This window comes from Paenibacillus sp. SSG-1 (genome assembly GCF_002224835.1).
Taxonomy (GTDB): domain Bacteria; phylum Bacillota; class Bacilli; order Paenibacillales; family Paenibacillaceae; genus Paenibacillus_AQ; species Paenibacillus_AQ favisporus.
Window position 1 is genome coordinate 996323 of record NZ_MBRK01000001.1, and the last position, 21179, is coordinate 1017501.

The 21179-nt window shown below is 50.0% G+C and carries 18 protein-coding genes and 1 pseudogene; 14 read left to right on the forward strand and 5 right to left on the reverse strand.

All coding sequences use genetic code 11. The features are described from left to right. Positions 1 to 4 precede the first annotated feature (4 nt). The gene (locus BCV73_RS04730; RefSeq protein WP_256992740.1) at positions 5 to 1780 is read right to left on the reverse strand and encodes a putative bifunctional diguanylate cyclase/phosphodiesterase; all 1776 of its coding nucleotides are present in this window, start codon (positions 1778 to 1780) and stop codon (positions 5 to 7) included. 120 nt (positions 1781 to 1900) lie between these two features. Between BCV73_RS04730 and BCV73_RS35665 the strand changes: the two genes are divergently transcribed. Then, positions 1901 to 2140: a hypothetical protein gene (locus tag BCV73_RS35665; protein WP_256992741.1), complete on the forward strand. Its 240-nt coding sequence runs from the start codon at positions 1901 to 1903 to the stop codon at positions 2138 to 2140. Between the two features lie 293 nt (positions 2141 to 2433). On the opposite strand, the gene BCV73_RS04735 is transcribed toward BCV73_RS35665, so the two are convergent. Beyond that, positions 2434 to 3531, reverse strand: coding sequence for an AI-2E family transporter (locus tag BCV73_RS04735; RefSeq protein WP_089546278.1), 1098 nt, complete (start codon positions 3529 to 3531; stop codon positions 2434 to 2436). 259 nt (positions 3532 to 3790) lie between these two features. On the opposite strand from BCV73_RS04735, the gene BCV73_RS04740 reads away from it, so the two are divergent. From BCV73_RS04740 to BCV73_RS04750, 3 genes are read left to right on the forward strand one after another with little or no spacing between them, the layout of a single operon-like run. Then, the gene (locus tag BCV73_RS04740) at positions 3791 to 4126 is read left to right on the forward strand and encodes a DUF1801 domain-containing protein (RefSeq protein WP_089546279.1); all 336 of its coding nucleotides are present in this window, start codon (positions 3791 to 3793) and stop codon (positions 4124 to 4126) included. 19 nt (positions 4127 to 4145) lie between these two features. After that, positions 4146 to 4469 (forward strand): ArsR/SmtB family transcription factor, encoded by a 324-nt coding sequence (locus tag BCV73_RS04745; protein ID WP_089546280.1) that lies wholly within the window; start codon positions 4146 to 4148, stop codon positions 4467 to 4469. A 19-nt stretch (positions 4470 to 4488) separates the two neighbouring features. Beyond that, the gene (locus tag BCV73_RS04750; RefSeq protein WP_076169002.1) at positions 4489 to 4986 is read left to right on the forward strand and encodes an SRPBCC family protein; all 498 of its coding nucleotides are present in this window, start codon (positions 4489 to 4491) and stop codon (positions 4984 to 4986) included. Positions 4987 to 5042: 56 nt separating this feature from the next. Here BCV73_RS04750 and BCV73_RS04755 read toward each other — a convergent pair whose 3' ends face one another. After that, positions 5043 to 5915, reverse strand: coding sequence for an AraC family transcriptional regulator (locus tag BCV73_RS04755; RefSeq protein ID WP_089546281.1), 873 nt, complete (start codon positions 5913 to 5915; stop codon positions 5043 to 5045). A 119-nt stretch (positions 5916 to 6034) separates the two neighbouring features. Here BCV73_RS04755 and BCV73_RS04760 point away from each other — a divergent pair, with 119 nt between their 5' ends. Beyond that, on the forward strand, positions 6035 to 7591 hold the full coding sequence (locus BCV73_RS04760; RefSeq protein ID WP_089546282.1) for a glycoside hydrolase family 31 protein: 1557 nt from the start codon (positions 6035 to 6037) through the stop codon (positions 7589 to 7591). A gap of 82 nt (positions 7592 to 7673) precedes the next feature. Here BCV73_RS04760 and BCV73_RS04765 read toward each other — a convergent pair whose 3' ends face one another. Further along, positions 7674 to 8528: an AraC family transcriptional regulator gene (locus tag BCV73_RS04765; protein ID WP_089546283.1), complete on the reverse strand. Its 855-nt coding sequence runs from the start codon at positions 8526 to 8528 to the stop codon at positions 7674 to 7676. 123 nt (positions 8529 to 8651) lie between these two features. Here BCV73_RS04765 and BCV73_RS04770 point away from each other — a divergent pair. The 8 genes and pseudogenes from BCV73_RS04770 to BCV73_RS04805 all read left to right on the forward strand — a co-directional run. Further along, a pseudogene (locus BCV73_RS04770) lies at positions 8652 to 8795 on the forward strand (beta-galactosidase); the annotation flags it as partial. Between the two features lie 156 nt (positions 8796 to 8951). Continuing rightward, on the forward strand, positions 8952 to 10019 hold the full coding sequence (locus tag BCV73_RS04775) for a glycoside hydrolase family 88/105 protein (RefSeq protein ID WP_089546284.1): 1068 nt from the start codon (positions 8952 to 8954) through the stop codon (positions 10017 to 10019). A gap of 207 nt (positions 10020 to 10226) precedes the next feature. After that, complete coding sequence (locus tag BCV73_RS04780) at positions 10227 to 10643, forward strand: hypothetical protein (RefSeq protein ID WP_076168988.1); 417 nt, start codon at positions 10227 to 10229, stop codon at positions 10641 to 10643. 67 nt (positions 10644 to 10710) lie between these two features. Further along, positions 10711 to 11472 carry an SDR family oxidoreductase gene (locus tag BCV73_RS04785; protein ID WP_089546285.1) on the forward strand — a complete coding sequence of 254 codons (762 nt, stop codon included), beginning with the start codon at positions 10711 to 10713 and terminating at the stop codon, positions 11470 to 11472. A gap of 100 nt (positions 11473 to 11572) precedes the next feature. Then, positions 11573 to 11887: a thioredoxin family protein gene (locus tag BCV73_RS04790; RefSeq protein ID WP_089546286.1), complete on the forward strand. Its 315-nt coding sequence runs from the start codon at positions 11573 to 11575 to the stop codon at positions 11885 to 11887. 292 nt (positions 11888 to 12179) lie between these two features. Continuing rightward, the gene (locus tag BCV73_RS04795) at positions 12180 to 15656 is read left to right on the forward strand and encodes a DUF5722 domain-containing protein (protein ID WP_089546287.1); all 3477 of its coding nucleotides are present in this window, start codon (positions 12180 to 12182) and stop codon (positions 15654 to 15656) included. Positions 15657 to 15942: 286 nt separating this feature from the next. Then, positions 15943 to 17649: a hypothetical protein gene (locus tag BCV73_RS04800; protein WP_143811825.1), complete on the forward strand. Its 1707-nt coding sequence runs from the start codon at positions 15943 to 15945 to the stop codon at positions 17647 to 17649. A gap of 56 nt (positions 17650 to 17705) precedes the next feature. Then, positions 17706 to 20105 carry an alpha-L-rhamnosidase-related protein gene (locus tag BCV73_RS04805; RefSeq protein WP_089546289.1) on the forward strand — a complete coding sequence of 800 codons (2400 nt, stop codon included), beginning with the start codon at positions 17706 to 17708 and terminating at the stop codon, positions 20103 to 20105. 167 nt (positions 20106 to 20272) lie between these two features. Here the strand turns inward: BCV73_RS04805 and BCV73_RS36195 are convergent, their stop codons facing one another. Next, positions 20273 to 20449, reverse strand: a complete 177-nt coding sequence (locus tag BCV73_RS36195) for an AraC family transcriptional regulator (RefSeq protein WP_089546290.1) — start codon at positions 20447 to 20449, stop codon at positions 20273 to 20275. Positions 20450 to 20684: 235 nt separating this feature from the next. Between BCV73_RS36195 and BCV73_RS35670 the strand changes: the two genes are divergently transcribed. Next, positions 20685 to 21179 (forward strand): GntR family transcriptional regulator (locus tag BCV73_RS35670; protein WP_256992743.1); only part of this gene is annotated, 495 nt, incomplete at its 3' end.

The following is a 21179-nucleotide window of genomic DNA, read 5'->3' on the forward strand; positions in this document are numbered from 1 at the left end:
CTTATCACCCCTGCAAATTGGTTTTTATGGTCGTCGTTTGCATCAACAACTGTTCGATTTGTTCTGCTGGTATAGGTGGGTAATAATAAAAGCCTTGTACTTCATGGCAGTTCTGACTGCGCAGGAAATTCAACTGATCCTTCGTTTCTACGCCTTCTGCGATCACATCGATTCCAAGCTTATGGGCCATCGCGATTACCGTAGCTACAATGTCCGCGTCATTCGAATCCGTCATGATATCCCTGACAAAGGATTGATCAATCTTCAGCCGGTCAATCGCGAACTGTTTCAGATAGGAGAGATTGCTGTAGCCTGTCCCAAAGTCGTCGATGCAGATCAGTATACCTAGTTCCTTCAGCTTTCCGAGTATCTCGATGGCAACTTCAACATTCATCGTCATCGACTCTGTGATTTCGAGCTCCAGATAGGAGGGATCGATGTGGGTTTCGAGTAAAATCTCTTTGATGGTCTCAACCAAATCATGCTTTGAAAATTGGCGAGAAGAGAGATTCACCGACACGCGCATCGGGGTAAACCCTTTTTCCTTCCATTTTTGATGCTGAAGGCAGGCGGTTTTGAGCACCCATTTTCCGAGGGGGACAATAAGTCCTGTTTCTTCGGCGATCGGGATGAACTTAGCCGGGGGGATCAAGCCAAGAGTCGGGTGATTCCAGCGAACAAGCGCCTCGGTACCGATGATTTCCCCTGTCTTTGAATCGATCTGGGGCTGGTAATACAACACGAATTCCTCTAGCTGCAGCGCTTTACGGATCGAATTCTCCAGCGTAAGCCGTTCAATACCGCCGCCGCTCGGGATAGATTTGAAAATGTTATAGTTGTTCTTTCCATCGTCTTTCATCTGGTAGAGGGCAATGTCGGCGTTCTTCATCAGCATCTCGACATCCCTGCCATCTTGAGGATAGAAGGCAATACCGATACTGGCTGTTATATATAATTCATAGCCGTCCACTGCAAATGGTTTCTCGAATGCTCTAATAATCTCTTCCGCAACCTGAATGGCTTCCATCTGATCCTTAATCTCTTCCAAGAGGATCGTGAATTCATCCCCGCCCATTCTGGATACCAGTTGGTCCGAAGCATGACAGCAAGCTTTCAGACGCTCGGCCACCATCTTCAACAGCACGTCGCCGTTGTTATGGCCCAGCGTATCGTTAATCTTCTTGAAACTGTCCAGATCGAGGAACATGACGGCAAAGATACGGTTTTCGTTCACCCCTTGTCTCAGCAATTCACCGATATGGCCGGTGAAAAACCTTCGATTCGGCAAGCCTGTTAAATCGTCATGGTAGGCTAAATAATTGATTTGCTTTTGCGTATGATAACGCTCCGTGATGTCCCGAAACTGTGCGAATGCGCCCATGATCTGCATATTCTCATCGCGAATAGGGAAGGCGTCAAATAGGCAGACCCGCTCGTCTTGTCCCATCTTAGGACGCAGCATGAATTCCATATCTTCATACTCTTTCCCTGTTTGAAGGACCTCTTTAATGAAGTCGTTTGTTTTGGCATTCGGAATAGGTTTATTGATGACATCCTGCTTTTTGGCACCGGTTAAAATTTCAGCAAACTTGTTGAACTCCGTAATGTTTCCATCCCGATCCGTAATAATAATGCCGTTTCTTGTCGTTTCGATGACCACCTGATTCAGTATGTGCAATCGTCTGTTTTGCTTCTTCAATAGCAGTTCTCTTTCGATCGAATCGACAACCGTGCATAGCATTGCCAGTAAAAAGGGGTTGTGCTGGTCGATCGTCGTCATGATCGTAATGGTTCCGAGCAAATTGGAGATATCTGTATATTGAAAGGGTACGGTATAACAGGCCGAGGACCATAAAAATTCATAATAATGCTCGTCCCCGACAAGTTGAATCGGCTCACGATGATCCAAAACCAAATTAATGCTGTTGGTTCCCGCTTCGTGTTCATTGAACACGAGGCCAACTTTAATGCCCGATTGCTGAATCACAGTCTTGATCGCTTCATCCCCGGCCATTTCCAGTATGCAGCCGTTCTCATCGGTAATCAGGATGAGCAGCGGGAGCCCTTTCATGAGCTCCAACAACTTATGAACAAAGAAATCAATGACGGACAGTATTTCCTCGTATTCTGCCCGTTTTAGATTCAAATCGCCTTCTGAGAAAAAGTTAGTAAAGGAGGGAATCCCCTGTGGATCAATACCTAGCTTTTCACATCTCTTTTTAGACTCCGAGATCAAGGATAACTTCGTCAAATCAATCCCCCTACTTTACCAAGAAAAATGCAATAAATTTACTTGAATGATATGTAGCTGAAATTTACCGGTTCTTTTTTCATTATGACGGCGCTCAAAGTTTTTTTCAATTTATTTTCTGTTAGATTCTGGGTGATGAGAAGCAAACAAAAAAGAAGCCCGCTGAGATCACTGGGTTGATGTTAAAGTTTCATCCATTTCTCTTTGAAAAATAGAGAGAATACGCGAACCGCAATGATTTTCAGCATCATATAAACAGGAATGATAACAATCATCGCGATGATTCCCCCGATATTGCCGGCAGCCAGGACAAGGATTACGGTTGTAAGGGGGTGAATATCGAGCTTTTTACCGAATACATAGGGAGCGATCAAGTTATCTTGAACTTGCTGAGCGACCAGTATGATGACAAGCGACCATATAGCCGTCGCCGGCGATTGCGTCAGCCCTACGATGACAATCGGAATCGCAGACAGGATGGCACCGACAAACGGAATAAAGTTTGCAATGACGGATATGACCGTAAGCAAGAAGGCATAGGGTAAGCCAATAATCAGGAAGCCGATATACATTAAGACGCCCAACGAAAGATTGACGATCACTCTTCCGACGATAAATCCGCTTAACATATGGTCGATTCCTGTGACAATCTCACGGGAATCGTTTTGATAACGATTTGGCGTTGCGCGCACAAGTATATTTCCGAACTTTTCTCCTTCTTTTAGCATGAAAAACAGGAGGATAGGGAAGGTGAACAGGATAATCGTAAAATTAGACACAAACGAAAACAAACCGCCTAAATAATTCGACATGAAAGAAAAGCCTTTGTTTAAGTAATTGGTGATGGATGAGAGTCCATTGCTTTCATTGGCCGGAAATAAGGAAGCGAGGAATCCGTTCTTCTCAAGCTCATTGATCTGTTCCCCTACGGAACTCAAGAGACTTGGGATATTATCTAGAAAGCTTATCAACTGCCCGTAGAGCACAGGCCATTTGCTAGTAATGAACCAAACGATGGCAAGCGCGAAAATGACGTAAATAATCAAAATGGCCAAGGTCCGGTTAACTTTATATTTTTCCATTAACTTTACCAGCGGCCTGAGCAAATAGTAAAAAAATACGGAGAGAAGCAGCGGAATGGCGACTACCTCGATTAAGGCAATGACCGGACGAAATACAAAACTCACTTTGGATCCTAAGAAAATAATCAAAAACAGCAATACGATAAGCATGCCAAAGCGCAATGCTTTGTTTGTGGTGAACAAATGATTTCCCTCCATTTTGTATAAACTCCCCGGCTTGATGCAACTTGGGCATCCTGCGTTCGGTCTTATCTCTACTATAGAATTAAAGATACTTACTTTTACGCTGGCTTAAGAATGACGTTTCATAATGTAATGAACATCTGTCTAGGTATAACGCTTTAATGTTTTTGATAATAAACAAAATAATTTAAATATTCCTTGACGGGAATATTCCTAAGGTGGTATATTTTTCCCATAAGCTTAGAACTATTCAAATGGGAGGGAAAAAAACGGGATGAATCAGGAAGTTACAGCCTACATCGAAAGTTTGCCGAAATGGCAGGGAGAGATGAGTTCAACCCTGCGGAATATGGTTCATGAGACGATTTCGGAAGTTGAAGAACGCATTCAGTACAAGAAACCGCATTTTTTGAAAAACGGCCATTATGCTGCGGTGATCTCGCCAGCAAAGGACGCCATTGCGTTCATGATCATGAACGCAGACAGCATCGACTTTCCAAAGGGATTCGACGGGCCTGCTGAACGGAAATGGATCAAATTGCGGGAAGGCGACACGCCGGATCTGGCTCTGCTGTCAGGTCTGCTGAAGCAAGCTTCCAGCACGTTGTAACAGGAAATCGGGGGGGACAATGAAAACGACAACTTTGAACGCGCTCGCGGAACCCAACCGATTGCAGATCATTGAACTGTTGCGCGAAGGTCCGCTTACGGTCGGGGAAATTGCGGATCGGCTGCACCTTCGGCAACCCCAAGCGTCCAAACATCTAAAAGTTTTGAGTGAAGCCGACCTTGTCGAAGTGCGGGCGGACGCCAACCGGCGAATCTATCGGCTTTGCCCCGAGCCATTCATGGAAATGGATGCATGGCTCCATACGTTTCGCAGTATGTGGGAAGACCGTTTTGACCGTTTATCCGATTATCTTAATCAATTAAAAAAATCAGATTATTCCTAAATTCCAAGGAGGAGATCTAATGAATAGTCAAGGACTTTTATTGAAACGTGAGTTTGACGCCCCCCGGGAGCTGGTATTTGAGGTCTGGACGAATCCGGCGCACTTTGGCAACTGGTGGGGACCAAAGGGGTTTTCGCTTGAAGTGGCTAAGATGGACGTTCGGCCAGGCGGAATGTTTCTCGGCTGCCAGAAGTCGCCGGATGGACAGCAGGCGATGTGGGGCAAATTCGTTTACCAGGAAGTGCAGGCGCCGGAGAAGCTGGTATGGGTTCAGTCCTTTTCCGATGAAGAAGGTAACACCGTTCGCGCTCCGTTCAATCCGAACTGGCCGCTGGAAATTCTGAATATTCTGACGCTTGAGGAAAATGAGGGGAAGACGGTGCTGACGCTGCAAGGTGGACCGCTCAATGCCTCTAAGGAGGAGCAGGAAGCATTCGACTCGATGTCGCCAATGGTTGCACAAGGGTTCGAAGGTACCTTCGAGCAACTCGCAAACTACCTGGCTGGCCAACAATAAAGCCCATACCAAGGGGAATCTGAAAGCCTCGGAGAGCATTTGCTCCGCGGCTTTTGCTATTCATGGTAATAGATTGCATCATAAGGAAACTCGAACTTCTTCATTCGATATTCCTTGGGTGTCATGGACATATATTCACGAAACACCTTGCCGAAGTAGCTGGGGCTCTCAAAGCCGCATTGTTTGCCAACATCCTGGATCGGCAGATCTGTGGTTCGAAGTAAGGTGACTGCGGCTTCAACCCTCCGGTCTCGCAAATAAGAAAGGGGTGGGGACTGCTCCGACTTCTGGAATAACCTGCATAAGTAGTGCTTGTTAACTCCGCAGTGTTCGGAGAGCATGTCCAGCGTTATTGGGGAAGCATAATGCTCCTTCATGAAACGTTTAGCCTTCAGAATGATGGAGATGGAGTTCTCGTTGATGTCTTTGTTTATTTCTCTGCTCGTCTTGACTAGAGTAAGCATCCACTCATAGACAGTACTGGACAGCTGATATTTATCAATAACGTTCTCCTCAGCTATCATGCTTAGAAGCTTCCACAGATCTAGAATTAAGGGAGAGTCAGCATCTCTGTGAATGACGGGCCCTTCTTGCCCAATAACAAGATCCCAAATCCGGTTTGCTTCCTCCCCTCTCAAGTTAAGCCATAGAATCTCCCAGGGCGTTCCATTGTCCGCATAATAGTACCGGTGTCTGCTTGGAACTTTGACCAGAAATCCTGTTCCCTGGTCCAGTGTGAAGCGCTGCTGCTCATACTCCAGGATGCCTTGGCCGCTAAGCGTATATTGAAAAATGACGTGCCCGCAATCCGGACGATCCTCGCCTGCAAAGCTGTACTCCGCGCTCTGGATGATCTGCCAACCGACCGAATCTAATGTCAATATTGAATGATCGTCGCTTCGAAAAGCATAGGATGAAGGGGATACCATGTCGTGACCTCCACGATTCATGAAGTCAATTTTGTTATAGTATAGCGCAATACTTTTAGATTGTCTTCGTCATTGATCACGCATAAGATCGAGGTATCAAGAACAAAGTGGGTGAACCTATGGAGGACAAGAAGTATAACGCAACGCTGAGGATAGATTTGAGGGAAGATGAATATTGGTGGGGTGGAGCTGTCCAAGATGGAACCTTCATGCCGTTTGGCAGCGAGCTCTATTCACGCGATCTATATGGCGATGCAGCCTATAACCAAGCAGCGCCGCTGCTTCTCTCCAATAAGGGGAGACTGGTTTGGTCGGAGGAACCGTACCGGTTTTCTTTTGACGGCCGAGTACTTGTTATTGATGGAAAGGATGAAAACATAAAGGTCGAGGAAGGCGGTAGCACCCTGCGTGATGCGTACCGCCTTGCTTCACAGAAGTATTTTCCTCCTGCCGGCCGTGCTCCGGATTTGCAGTTTTTTACCGTGCCCCAATACAATACGTGGATGGAGATGAGCTACCATCCAACGCAGGACAAGGTGATCGCTTACGCTGAAAACATATTGTCCCATGGGCTGCCGCCAGGCATCCTCATGATTGACGACAATTGGCATGAAGACTACGGTACGCTCAAGTTTCATGCGGAACGGTTTCCCGATCCCCAGGGGATGGTAAACCGGCTTCACGAGCTTGGGTTCCGCGTGCTCCTGTGGGTATGTCCGTTCTTCAGTCCGGACGGCGAGGTATACCGCGACTTGAAGAGGCGGGGATATTTGCTGAAAAATCCGGATGGGAAACCGGTCGTTCGCGAATGGTGGAACGGGTTCAGCGCCGTTCTCGACGGCACAAATCCGGAGGCGGTAAGCTGGTTTGCGGGTGAGCTGGACCGGTTGGTTGAAACGTACGGGATCGATGGCTTTAAGCTGGACGCGGGAGATCCTCAGTATTACAAGCCGGAGGACATCAGCTATCGGCGGGTGACGCCGAATGAGCAGACCGAAGCTTGGGCGCGTCTCGGACTCCGCTATGCCTTTAACGAATACCGGGCATGCTGGAAGCTGGCCGGCCAGCCGCTGGTTCAGCGCTTGAGCGATAAGAACCACAGCTGGGGCAACGATGGATTAGCCAGTCTGATTCCGAATGGACTTGCTCAAGGACTGATCGGATATGCCTTCAACTGCCCCGATATGGTCGGGGGCGGCCAATACGAGGACTTAATTCGCCCGGATTTCAAGGTGGATGCGGAGCTTTTTGTCCGGTACGCGCAGTGCTCCGCTTTGTTTCCCATGATGCAATTTTCTACAGCACCATGGCGGGTGCTGGATGAAGCGCATTTGAACTTATGTATCGAAGCTGCAGCGCTGCACTGCCGGATGGGAGACGAAATCGCTGCGTTAGCCCGTCATGCCGCCGAAACGGGTGAGCCGATCATGCGTCATATGGCATACGTTTTCCCGGAAGGGGGCTTCGAGCAAATCACCGATCAATTTATGCTTGGTGATGAAATGCTGGTCGCCCCGGTTCTCCAGAAAGGGGCGGCGACCAGAATAATCGCATTCCCTTCAGGGACTTGGTATGGGGATGACGGGTCGCGTGTAACTGGCCCGTGTGAAATTGAAGTTGATGCTCCTCTGTCCAGGCTTCCGTGGTACCGCCGGGAGCAGCGGGTTTCCAGCTAGAATCTGCAGCAGAGGGAAGGGTTAAGAGCTCAGCTGAACGCTGAGCTCTTTTGGTTTGTATCTACCTTTGATCCGCCTACGGCTAGTTGTCCAGTCGACGTTCCGGATCAGACCCCGGGCCGTACAGCTTTCGGTAGGTCTCCGGCGTCATCCCTTCCTTCTGCCGAAACGTAGCCACGAAGTGACTCGCGTCGCGAAACCCGACCGCTTCTCCGATGCGGCGTACGGTCCAATCGGGCCGGTAAGGCAGCCATTCCTTCGCCTTGCGGAGCCTTAGCTGAATGAGATAGGCATAAGCCGTCATCCCGAACAGATCGCGAAATCTTTCATTCAGCTGCCGTTCACCGATGCCGAGCTGCGCAGCCATCTCCGCCAAGCCGATCTCCGGGTTGGCGAATTCGTGTTCCAGCCAGTTCAGCAGGCCTTGAACCCGGTCCAGCCGCTTCGAGATGGACGGCCGCTTGTCCGTGCGGGCGTCCGTACGAAGCAGCGTAAGAAATCGGTATAAATCCGCGGAATACCGCCATCCCGACGGATCGCCGCCCGACTCGGCGAACGCCAGCATGCCTTTTAGCTGGTCGGTTATCGGATCATGGCCGGCTTCCCATTGAAACCATTCGGCGGCACTCCAGCCGAGGGAACGGACGAAACTGGCGGCGATACTGCCATGAAAAGTGATATAACCGGTCTGCCAGCCGCCGCCTTTGGGCTCATATCGATGAGGCGTCCCCGGGGCGAGAAGAACGCCCGATCGTTCCGTCATTTTCCACGTGTACCCGTTAATTGATAGTTCTCCCTCTCCATGTAATGTCTGAAGCCAATGGAAATAGGGATAGCCCGAGGGCCTTGCTATGGTCTCCTGGTCGGGTTTGATCCCAATGGTCTCCAGCTGCAGGGGCAGCAGCTCCGAAGGGAAGGCGGGAACGACTCGGCGCATCTTATAAAAACCTCCATATTCTTATATATAAAATCCCGAATTTTATATTTTTTACTGATATCATAAGCCATTAAGATAGGGTTATCCATTGCAGTTTTATCATATACATTGAGGTGTGGCAAGTTGATCAATACGAAAAAGGCGAAAATTTGGTATGGCGGAGATTACAACCCGGATCAATGGGAGAAGCCGGTCTGGGACGAAGATTTACGTATGTTCAAGTTGGCTGGTATAGACGTCGTGACGCTCAATGTGTTTGCCTGGGCGGAAGGGCGGAACTGATGGGACATGATGTATGGATTGTCAAGCTCGATCGGTAGCATAACGTCTCATGGAAGCTAGCTCATCAGGCTTGGCATAGTTACACCTCAAGGGTTCCTGGTTACCGCGTGTCTCTATTACGAGAATAGGGGATGAACCGAGATGAAAATAAACGCAAACCGAAGCGACTTGGAGCAAATCGCCGGACGAGTAGCGTCTTACACGTTCGACATGGACCTGACGTGGGATTGGCCGGGAGGCGTCGCTTACTATGGCGTCAGCAGAGCATTTGAAGTAACGGGTGAGCAGGCCTACCTTGAACGGATGAAGGAATGGGTGGATGAATATATCGAAGCCGGCCTGCCGGACTGGACGGTGAATACGTGCGCCATGGGTCACATGCTGCTCACGCTATACGAGCAGACAAAAGATGAGAAGTACGCGGAGATCATTCACAGCAAACTCGATTACCTGGAGAAGGATGCGCTGCGTTTCGGCGATCGGGTGCTTCAGCATACGGTATCGTCGGGGAACGATTTTCCGGAGCAGTGTTGGGCGGATACGCTGTTCATGGCGGCATATTTCATGCTGCGAGCAGGCATCCTGTTCGATAAAAAACACCTCAATAACGACGCCCTGCATCAATTTTTCTGGCATATCAACTACTTGCAGGACGACAACGACGCCCTTTGGTATCACGGCTACAACCATATTAAACAGGACCATATGTCAGGCATTTACTGGGCGCGTGCGAACGCTTGGGCTGCCTATACGATGGCCCGCGCGGCACGTATTCTGCCGGAAGGGTATCTGTATCCCCCAATGATGCATATTTGGAGCTCATTGCGCGATCAGCTAGCCGCGATTAAGAAGCTCCAGAAGGAAGACGGCCTGTGGGGAACGGTTCTGGACTACCCGGAAGCTTACGGCGAGGTATCGGCCACAGCGGGCATCGGAGCGGCCATGGTAACCCAAGGCAATCCTTTGCATGCAAAATATGTGCAGAAGGCGCTCGACGGCCTGCTGGCGAACATTGCCGGCAACGGCCGCGTGCTGAACGTATCAGGCGGCACCGCTGTCATGAATGACATCTCCGGATACCTCGGCATCGACAGGAAATGGGCCCAGGGCTGGGGGCAAGGGCTGGCGCTCGCGTTTCTGACATCGGTGATTGAGGAGCTCAAGAAAAATGAAGCGAGAGTGGATCACAAGTCGGTGGATGCTTTGTGAGATGAATAGAATGAGGTTCATGTAACAGAACGTGATGGAGAGCAACGAATCAAACATGATTCGTTGCTTTTTTTTGATCGAGCTCGATTAAAAAAGTTATAGAAAATAAAATTTGAGAACGATCAGTAAAAATAATTATTTACCATTCGTTCTCAATATGTTAGGATAAAACCACAAACAGGAAATAGAATAAAGGAGTTGGACGACTTGACACATTTTCAATCTAAAAACGGCGTGGTCACTTGGAATGATGAGTTGCAGAGCGTGGTCATCGAATGGAAAGGATTTGCATACGGACAGGAGTTTCAAACGATCCTGATGAAGGGAGCCGAACTGTTGAAACAAATGAACGGCAGCAAAGTCCTGATGGATACCCGCAATGGCTCGGCGATTAAGGCTGAAGACAAGGTATGGATTGGGGAGTTTTTCATCCGGCGGGCGTTTGAAAGCGGACTTCAATACCTGGCTCTGCTGCAGCCACACAGCGTCGTTGCCAAGCTGAGTCTGAACAGAACGGTCGAGGGGCTCGGAACGCTGCCTTATCGCCAGGAAAGCTTCACCGAGTGGGATGAGGCGGTACGCTGGTTGACAAATCCGTCACCGTTGCTGAGCGCGATCAGCTAACAGGGATTGACAACATTATTTTCATCATTTCAGAATGTTCATTCTCAAATAAAAGGAGACGACAAGTATGACAAAACCAAATTTAGAAGGAAAAATCGCATTGATCACAGGTGCAACACGAGGAATCGGACTGGAAACCGCCCGCGGCTTGGCCCGATTGGGGGCAACGGTCATTCTCGGCTCGCGTGATATCCGTAAAGGAAATGAAGCAGCGTATCAATTACATCAAGAAGGGCTAAAGGCTGTAAGCATTCAAATCGACGTGACCGATCAACAAGATCATGCCGCCGTCTATCAGTACCTTGAAGAAACGTATGGTAAGCTGGATATTTTGGTGAACAATGCCGGCGTCCTCCTCGAGCAGTCCAGCATTTCTGCCGCGACGCAAAACCAGACGAGTGCTATACCATTAAAAGAGCTGCGCGATACGTTCGATGTGAACTTTTTTGCTCAAGTTGAGTTAACCCAAACTTTGCTTCCATTGATCCGCAAATCGGAAGCGGGCCGGATCGTCAACGTGTCCAGCATCTTAGGTTCATTAACCCTGCAGGCAGATCCAGGCTCGCCGATTTATTCTATCAAAACCTTTGGTTATAATGCCTCGAAAGCGGCGCTGAACGCTTTTACCATTCATCTGGCACATGAGCTCAAGGATACTTCGATCAAAGTGAACTCTGTACATCCGGGGTGGGTCCGTACGCAGCTTGGCGGGGAACATGCAGATCTGGATGAAGCAGGCGGCAGCGAGACGAGTGTATTGTTGGCTTCGCTCCAAGAAGACGGGCCGACTGGGGGCTTCTTTCACTTGAACGATTCGCTGCCTTGGTAAGTTTGCGGAATATTTAGAATGTTCATTCCCATATAGTTAGCTGGGTAGCAGGGAACGGGGATAGAAAATCATTGAAATATATAACGGGAGATGAAGGGAAATGAAAAAATTAAGTTCTGCTTCGGAATTTGAACGTGAGATTCAGGGAGATCAAACAGCGGTTGTCAAGTTTTATGCGGATTGGTGCCCGGACTGCAAACGCTTGGACCAGCACTTCGGACAGATCATAAGTGAATATCCGACTTTTAATTTCTATGATGTTAACGTGGAGGAACTTGTGGATGTAGCCGAAGGGCAGGACGTACGAGGTATTCCAAGCCTGCTGGTTTTCAGGAACGGACAAAAAGTGGCTCATCTTCATAGTGCCAATTTAAAGACTCCGCAGCAAGCCAGAGAATTTCTTAATACGTTGTGATCATGATACGGAAGACGACATGTTAAGCCGGATTGAAGAATGGTTTACGGATTGCTTATCACTGTGATTTTTCAGTGGTGAGCTTTTTTTATTTTTCTAATGACTGATTTCACATCGCAAACTTTCGCAAAAAAACGCAGAGAATTGCTTGAATAAAGCGAATTCTGTCAAAAGGATCGAAACGAATAGGCCTGGAGAATTATTTAAGTATACATTGAAAAATAATGATTGTATTAAGAATACTTAAAATATAAAATACATACCGAATATAATGATAAAGGAGGTTCACAAAGTGCGTCTGCGACTGTTATCAGGTATTTTGTCCGTGGTCATGCTCATTCAGCTTGTTCCGGTATTCAAGGTGCACGCAGGTCCGTATATACCGGATCTTCCGCAGTCCGATCATGTCCTCACAGGCCAGGATTTGATTCCTGCCCTCGTCCTCCACGATTTCAACACACCTGAAGATGTAGCGTCCTGGAAAGCGGGAACCAACACCAAAGAGGTCAAGTATGTGACAAGTATGCTAAACGGCCCGAACTCGCCGTATGAAGGAAGCGGTGCTCTGGAACAGGTCCCGAACCCGGTCAAAGTGTATGAATGGCGCACGATCTATACGGAATACGAGCAGCCGAAGGACTTGTCTGCCTACCGTTTCCTGGCTTTTGCGGCAGACAGCTGGGGTTGGCAGGCCTCTGCAGACTATGTGCTGAAGGTGAAATTGTTCAGTGGAGACGACGAGTTTGAGAGCATCGCCCATATCCGCCCGGATCAATGGAAACGGGTCTTTATCCGTCTGGGGGATTGGGGAGGCAAACATGCCGTCACCAAGATGGAAATATCCTTTATGCAAAATTTCGATTTGGAAAATGTGCAGCCGGGGCAGCCGGGATACGATTCCTGGGATGGGCGCTTTCAGATCGATTACATCTGTGCGACGAACGTGATTGATCTCGGGTTTAATCAGGAAGGGGAAACTGAAGGCTTCACCGCCATGAACGGCTCGGTACAGGCACAAGACGGGGCACTGGTATACCGCATGGAGGCCGAAGGCGGGTACATCGAATCACCGGAAATCAAGATCGATACTGCGCAGAGGAACGGCATGACGATCGACATGACGAACGACACGGGCGCTCAGGAACTGAAAATCCAGTGGCGGACCGAGGGGGAAGATTGGTCTGACGACCAGGTGAAATCGTTCACCGTTCCGGCCAGCGGCACCTTCTCGCAGGATTTTAACTTCTCGGATCATCCCGGATGGCAGGGCGTCGTCACTGCATTCCGCATCATTCCGGAAGCAGCGGCCGGTACGATCAAGGTGGACCAGATTCGCTTCAGGCAGCTGCCGGAAATGGAGCAGCCTTATGCAGGCAAAGCGGAAGCGAGAATCGATCAGGACGGCAGGATCATCGTTGAAGGAACGGTTGGGCCCGACTTTGTGGCTTCTCATCCCGAAGGCCAGCTGGAGCTGTTTGAATTGGCAACCTACGAGGATGCGAAGGATGTGCTCTCAGCCAAGACGCCTCTTGCCAAGACCGGTCTGAGCGAGTCGTTCCGGTTCGAAACGGCTGTGAATGACGGGCAGCGGAGCCGTCTCTACTCCAAATTCGCCGTTGCATATCTTGCGGAAGACGGCACATACACTCCAATGGACGCTCCACAGTATATCATCAATCCGGAAGCCACTGCGCGCAACACCGAGCCCTATCCGGAGGCGCAAAGCATCAAGGGGCTTCAGGTACAAATGACAGGTGATGCCCAGGAGCTTGGAATCAGCCATGCCGCTCTGAATGTAAGCTACAACGAACTGATGTACAAATCCGATAACCATCCGGAGAACACGATAGCTTACGACCTCGAGGGAGAAACCTTCTATTTCCGCAAAGACCGGATCGAACGCATGGATAACGCTATCAAAAGCTTGTCCGACAACGGCATTATCGTCTCCCTGATCTTGATCATGTATGATATCAAGGATCCCGATTCACCTAATGAGTTCCTGATCCATCCGGACTCCGAGCCCGGAGGGACCGTATATGCGCTCAATACGAGTAATGAAATGGGCGTAAAATACGTGAAGGCGGCTACCAGGTTTATGGCGCAGCGTTATTCGATGCAAAGCGAACAATACGGGAGAGCCGTGAATTATATCGTCGGCAATGAAGTCGGCCAGAATAAAGTTTGGAACAATATGGGGCCCAAAAAGGTGGATGCCTACGTCCGGGAGTATGTCCAGACCTTCCGGCTGATCGACACCATCGTCAAAAGCGAGTACGCCAACGCCAGAACGTATGTATCTTTGGACCATTTCTGGAATGAAAAGCTGGACGATGCTTCTCTTTGGAAATACGATAACAAGGTCATTGTCGATAAAATGGCGGAATTATCGCGTAAAGAAGGCGATTTCGCCTGGAACATTGCTGCGCATCCTTACCCGGAAGATTTGTTCAACCCTCGCTTCTGGAATGATGCCACGGCAACGGATTCGTTTGACACCCAGCGCATTACGTTTAAAAACCTGGGCGTTCTTGTGGATTATATGAAGCAGCCGGAGCTTCTCAATAACGGGCAGATGCGGCGAATCATCCTGTCGGAGCAAGGCTTCCACAGCTTGACCAATTCGGAAGAGCATCAGAAGCTTCAGGCGGCCGCTTATGCCTATGCTTATTATAAAGTGAAGTTTTTGGACGGCATTGACGCTTTCATCCTCCACCGGCATGTTGACCATGGACAGGAGGGCGGGCTTAATCTCGGCTTGTGGACCCATACCCCGGACAGCGTCGTGACGCCGGATCAACCGAAATATATTTATGATGTCTTTAAATATATCGATACGGCCCGCTCGCTGGAAGTAACCGAGTTTGCCAAGCCGATCATCGGGATTTCGGATTGGCGGGAAGTGATTCCGAATTTTGATCCCGGCCAGCTTCAGGACCGGACGATTCCCTCGATCGGCGGCCTCGATTACATTCGTGACGTGCAGAAGCCAAGGGAAGGAAGCGGCTTTGAATCCGGCACCGACGGCTATGCCGCATCGGATGAGGTGCAGGAAGTGAGCAAAGCTTCCGGCGACGCCTTCAACGGAACGGGCTACCTGGCAGCCAGATTCAACAGCCCGTACGCGAAAAATTGGGCCGGCGTGCAGAAAGAGTTCACGGAGCCGGTCGATGCGAGCAAGACACCCTATTTCACAGCCGCGCTTCGGCTGGCCGATGTGAATCCGGAAAAGGCATATGAGGCGAAGATTATTGTGTACAGCGGATTTGACCGGATCGAAGGAACTGCCATGCTGGATGCAGCGAAGGGATGGCAGCTGGTCTCGCTTCCGCTTGGGGAATGGAAGGGAGCAAAGTCCGTTGACCGGGTGAAAATCTGGGTGCGCTCCGAGGGAGGAGCTCCTTTGACAGGAGAACTCCGTGTGGATGAAGCCCGTTTTGCCGAAAAAGTGAAATATGATCCTCATTCGTCCAACCTGAAGATTTCGGTACAGCAGCTGACGCCCAAGCTTGAGGTTGGGGCGAAGCTTAGCGTCACGGTCACCAATCTCGGATCCCAGAAGCTGAACAAGAAGCTGAGGGTGGAGTTCCCCCAAGGAGTTCAGGCATCCCAGGAAAGTAATGATCTTGGCGACGTTGGAACAGGGATGAGCAAGAAGATCACCTTGGAGATCACCCGATATGCTCCGTTGAATGAACAGGATCTGACATTGACGTTGGACTATGATTCCCGTAAATTCACTTTTCCTTTGGCGTGGGAGCGATCTTAGGGACATTTTACGTACTTGCGACCATCATCCATTCAAGCTTCTCAACTTATATATAAAAATGACTGTGGTGCTCGGTAGGGAGTGCCGCAGTCTTTTTTAGTTGTCCTATTGGCGATCAAATCAAACAATGTATATTTAGTTGTAAAAGACTCAAACAAAGTATATTATATAATTAATAAGAATACTTAATTCTAGAAATAAGTGCTTGCGATATTCGTTAATGGAGGTTGAGCCGCCTATGTGTGACACGGATCTGTTGGGAGGAGCAGAAAGGATGCGGAATCACGTGAGTCGAATGCACGCCGATCAATGGGGAGGCATTGACGGGTTGGGAAGGGAGCTTCCAACGCGGGCAGAAACGGGGCCGACGCGCGAAGGCAGGTACGTAGGTTTATTTTACTTTCTGTGGCTGGGGCAGCAGGGAACGTCAGGTCCTTTTGATAACAGCGAAATTCTCGCCCGATATCCCGAAGCGGTCAGGGATCCAGCCCACCCGGCCTGGGGGGCGGAAAATGCATTTCACTTCTGGGGCGAACCTTTGTATGGCTATTATCTGAATGACGATGCCTGGGTACTTCGCAGACACGTGCAGCTTCTGACGAGTGCGGGCGTGGATTTTATCGTGTTTGACACGACCAATGCCGTTACATACAAGAAGGTATACGACGTATTGTTTCGCGTGCTGGACGAGGTATGGGGACAAGGCTTTGCCGTACCGCAGTTTGCCTTTTACACGAACACGGATTCAGGAACAACGATTGCGGAATTGTACGAAGATATATACAAACCGGGGCGCTATAAGCACCTATGGTTTCACTGGAAAGGCAAACCTTTGATCATTGGAGATCCGGCGGAATGCACGGAGGAACAGCGGGCTTTTTTCACCTTTCGCCGGAATCAATGGCCAAATGAGGAAGCAAAGGTAAACGGATTTCCATGGATCGAGTTTCAGCGGCCGCAGCGGGTGTTTTTTAATGATGAAGGGGAGAAGGAAGTGATCAGCGTTTCCGTCGCGCAGCATCCGAGTGTAGCTATGAGCGATACGCCCTTTTACGGGTACGGGAACAATTGGGGGAGAGGTTATCACGAAGGGATGGAGAAACCGGAGGCTGATCTGCCCGAATCCATTCTTCGGGGCATGAATATCGCCGAACAATGGGAGTTTGCTATTGCAGAGGACCCGCAGATCATTTTCGTTACCGGCTGGAACGAGTGGATCGCCATGCGCCTGCAGGGAACAACGGATAGGCCGGTTTTGTTCGTTGATCAAGCTACGCTTGCATTCAGCCGGGATATCGAGCCGATGAAGGGCGGGTATCAAGATCATTATTATATGCAGCTGGTCGGTTATATCCGCCGCTACAAGGGCATGACCGAACCGGTGGACAGCGGAACCTTCCTGGCTGCAGAGCCGGACTTTACGGCATGGCCGTCTGTACCGGAGCTGTACAGGGACTTTGAAGGGGATACGATGCGCCGGGATCATGCCGGATATGGGAGTTTTCATTATTTTCAAGACACGGGCAGAAATGATTTGATTTCCCTGAAAGCCGCTCATACGGATCACTGTCTATATTTTTACGCAAAAACGAAAGATCCCATCACCCCCTATACGGACCGTCACTGGATGATGCTGCTCATCCGTAACCGGAGACAACATAGCCCGGGATGGGAGGGGTACCATTACATTGTGAACAGGACAGTCATAGACCGTTCCAAGGCGCTGTTGGAACACAGCACTGGGGGTTGGAACTGGAAAGCGTCGGCAGAGATCCGTTATTTCGTTTCGGGGAATGAAATGTATGTTGAAATCCCGCTCGCACAGCTTCGGGGCGATGAAGCTCCGGAGAACCGAGCGAAAGGAATATGGATCGAGTTCAAGTGGGTGGACAATATGCAGAACGAAGGGGACATCGCAGACTTTTATTTGCACGGCGACACAGCGCCGGAAGGACGATTGAACTTTGTGTACAGAGCGGTCGACGAATCATAATTCATAAGCACTCATTTTCTGGATACTCGAGATCAGCACAAGCTGGAGGTAAAGCGATGAATAGAGATAGCTGGAAAGCGGAATGGATTTGGGCAGAGGGAACGGGGAATGAGAATAACGTATATGTGGAAGCGCGCCAATCCTTTGAACTGACGGTACCCTTTACAAAAGCGCTCGTACGGATTTCCGCCAACCAATCCTACAAGCTGTACATTAACGGCATCGAAGCGGGCAGAGGCCCCGCGCCATCCGACTTGTTATGGATGTCTTTCGATACGCACGACGTTGCCGCACTGCTCCGAAACGGCCGGAACTGCATTGCGGTGGCCGCACACAATTTTGGTAAGGACAAAATCGTTACCGAGCAGCTGCAGGGGCCCGGCGGATTGATATGCCAGCTCGACGTTTACGGCGCTGACGACCAAGGGGCAAACCTGCTGACGGTTGCCAGCAACTCCGAATGGAAATGCAGGCGGTCCCCCCGGTGGAAAACAGGAGTAAGCCGCCTCCATATGTGGGGCGGATACCGTGAATTGATGGATGTGTCCCGGGAAGACGGCTGGGAATGCGAAGATTATGACGATTCCTCCTGGCCGCCCGCGGAAGTGATCGCAGCAGCAGAGCAGGAGAATTCCCCCTGGCCCCGCTTGGTCGCGCGCGATATTCCTTATCTGCAGGAGAACTTGGTATCCCCGGTAACGGTGGTATCGGCTGAATCGTTACTTGGGTCCATCCAAACCCCGGAAGCGCAATTAGCTGCTGACACGGCGGAAGGAAGGGGACCGGTGGTCATGGACGCTTCGATTCCCGGCTCTTTTCCCCAGATTACCTATGACTTCGGAGCTGAGATCGTCGGCTATCCGGAGCTTGAAGTCATTGCTGAGGAAGGCGGGGTTCTGCAGCTGTTTTATGGGGAGTCGCTGGAATTGGATTTGAGGGATACGTACCTCCTCCGCAAAGGCGTAAACAAGATCACTCCGTTCGGAAGGCGTGCATTTCGCTACCTTAAGGTTGGGGTCATGGCGACGCCTGTTCCGTTGCGTATTTGTGACCTTCGAGTCCGTTTTGTTCATTATCCTTACAAGGACGGGGGACATTTCCGAAGCAGCGATGATAAGCTGAACCGGATTTGGGAAGTCGGCCGGTACACAACCATGGTCAACAGCCAGAACCATTTTGAGGATTGCCCTTATCGCGAAGGTGCGCTGTGGGTGGCCGACTCGGTTGTCATGGCCAAAGTGGTCTATCAAACGTTCAACGATCCCCGGCTCGTCCGGAAGTCATTGCTTCAGGCGGCGAAAATACAAAACGACGACGGTTCCATACCCGGCACCGGACCGCAGCGGAACGCCTATTTGCTGCCCGATTTTTGCGCGCATTGGCTGTTTGGTGCAGCCGAATATTACGATTATACGAAGGATCGGGCTTTTTTAGAGGAATTATGGCCGTATATCGTGAAGCTTGCCGCGTGGTTTACGGAGCAGGAAGATGACGCCGGATTGTTTGCCAACGCAGATCGGGACGGCATGTGGTGCTTTATCGACTGGTCGGACGAAATCCACCGGGAGGATCGCGTAACCGCCGTCTCTTGCTTTTATTATAAATTTTTGCATACGGCCGCCGCGCTGGCGTTTGAGCTGGGGGAAGAGGAGAGCGGGAATTCATTTACGCATCAAGCAGCGGAGCTTCGCAAGTCCGTCCGGAACCTGCTCCGGATACCGAATACGGCGATTTATGCAGACTGTTTGAACGGAGATGGTCTTTCCTCCAGTATCACGGCACAGACCAATTTTGCGGCCGCCTGGTCGGGAATCATGGATGAGGAGGAAATATCCGTGTTCTTGCAGGAATATTACTTGAAGGGACGGCTTCCGCAAATTCGTGGAGCGTTCTTTTATCATATCGTGCTTGAGACTCTTTTCCGTTACGGTTATGCAGCGGATGCCGTACGCATCATCCGAAATTATTGGGGCGATATGCTGGATCGGGGCGCGACAACCTGGTGGGAAACCTTTGATCCGAATCTCCCCTTTTCGACTACGCCAAGCCCCTACCTTGGGCATACGCCAACCTATTTGGAGGACGCTGTCCCGGTAAGTCTATGCCATGGCTGGGGAGCATCACCGACGTATTTATTGAACAGGGAACTGCTTGGGATTGATATTTCTAAGGCGGGTCATGGGCAAGTTACGCTCCGTCCCAGCGCAGTGGCGGAAGTGGAGTGGGCGGAAGGTTCGGTGGTCACCCGTTACGGAAAAATCAGTGCCCAGTGGAAAAGGGATGTGGACGGAGTGTACCGCTTTGAGGCTCACCTGCCCGCACAAATGACATGGAAGGCGCCAGGATTGCGCGACATATCCGTGTCTACGGATCAGGATCGTGTCCACGTTCGAGGAACGGTTCCGGTTCATGAGGCAGCACCAAAGCGGACACCACTGGTCGATTGCAGCGGATAACGACAAGCACATTCAATTTAAAAAGCTGCGCAGCTGCAGCATGATGAAAAGGGCTGAAAAATTTCAGCCCTTTACTAAATTCCATCAAGTTGAGCACTATTCGGCCAGTCCTTTCCACTCCATCAGGAATCAAGCGACGCGACTAACCAAATTGCCGTCCGGGTCTTTTATCGGATGATTCCCAGCATCTCCTTAGGGCTTAAACCCAATTCCTGTTTGAAGGCTCTTCTGAGATGCCGTTCACTGCAGTGGGCCTGCTCGGCTAAATCCGTAACGGATAGATTTCCTTTATGATGATAAATAATCTGCATACTCTGAGACACCAAAGGGGGGAGGAGCCGCATTACTCTCCGCTAACACTTTGCTTAATTGATGATCGGCAATCGCGAGGATGTCCAGATCTGGAATATGGGCTGCCGGGAGGAATCCGGTCTTCGGACGCTGCCCAACATGATATTTACTGTTCCGCCGCCTACAGGCAGTCTCTCTTTCCGCCAGGATCAGAGACTGCCCTTTTGCTTGCAGGAGTGACTGTGTTTAAAGTATACTTAACTCAATTTGGTAAGGAGTGATGGCTTCATGGATATGGAAAAGTCGGACAAGACTCCGATGTATCAATATATAATGAACGATATTAAACGAAAGATCGCCTCCGGAGAACTCAAGCCGCATGATCCGCTCCCCACTCAGATTGAGCTGGCAAAAGAGTATAACACCAGTGAAATTACGTCCAGGCGGGCACTGTCGGATCTGGTTCAGGAAGGATTCGTGTACAGGATCCGGGGGAAGGGGAGCTTCGTCCATGAGAATCCGGCTCAAGCCGATTCCAAAGGGCTGCGCACCTTGTATTTTGCCCATCAGAATCATGAAGTTAGCATCCTGAACCACCCGTTTTTTACGGATATGTTTGAAGGTATTAAAGAGGTGTGTGATGATAACGGTGTCGCGTTCCACATTTGGGATATCGGGGAAAACTACGAGCTGCCCGAGGATCCCGGCGCCGGCATCATCCTCCTGACGGTTAAAGGGCATTTTGACTTTTCGCGTTTAACGGCTTTGCAGGGAGAGAAAAGG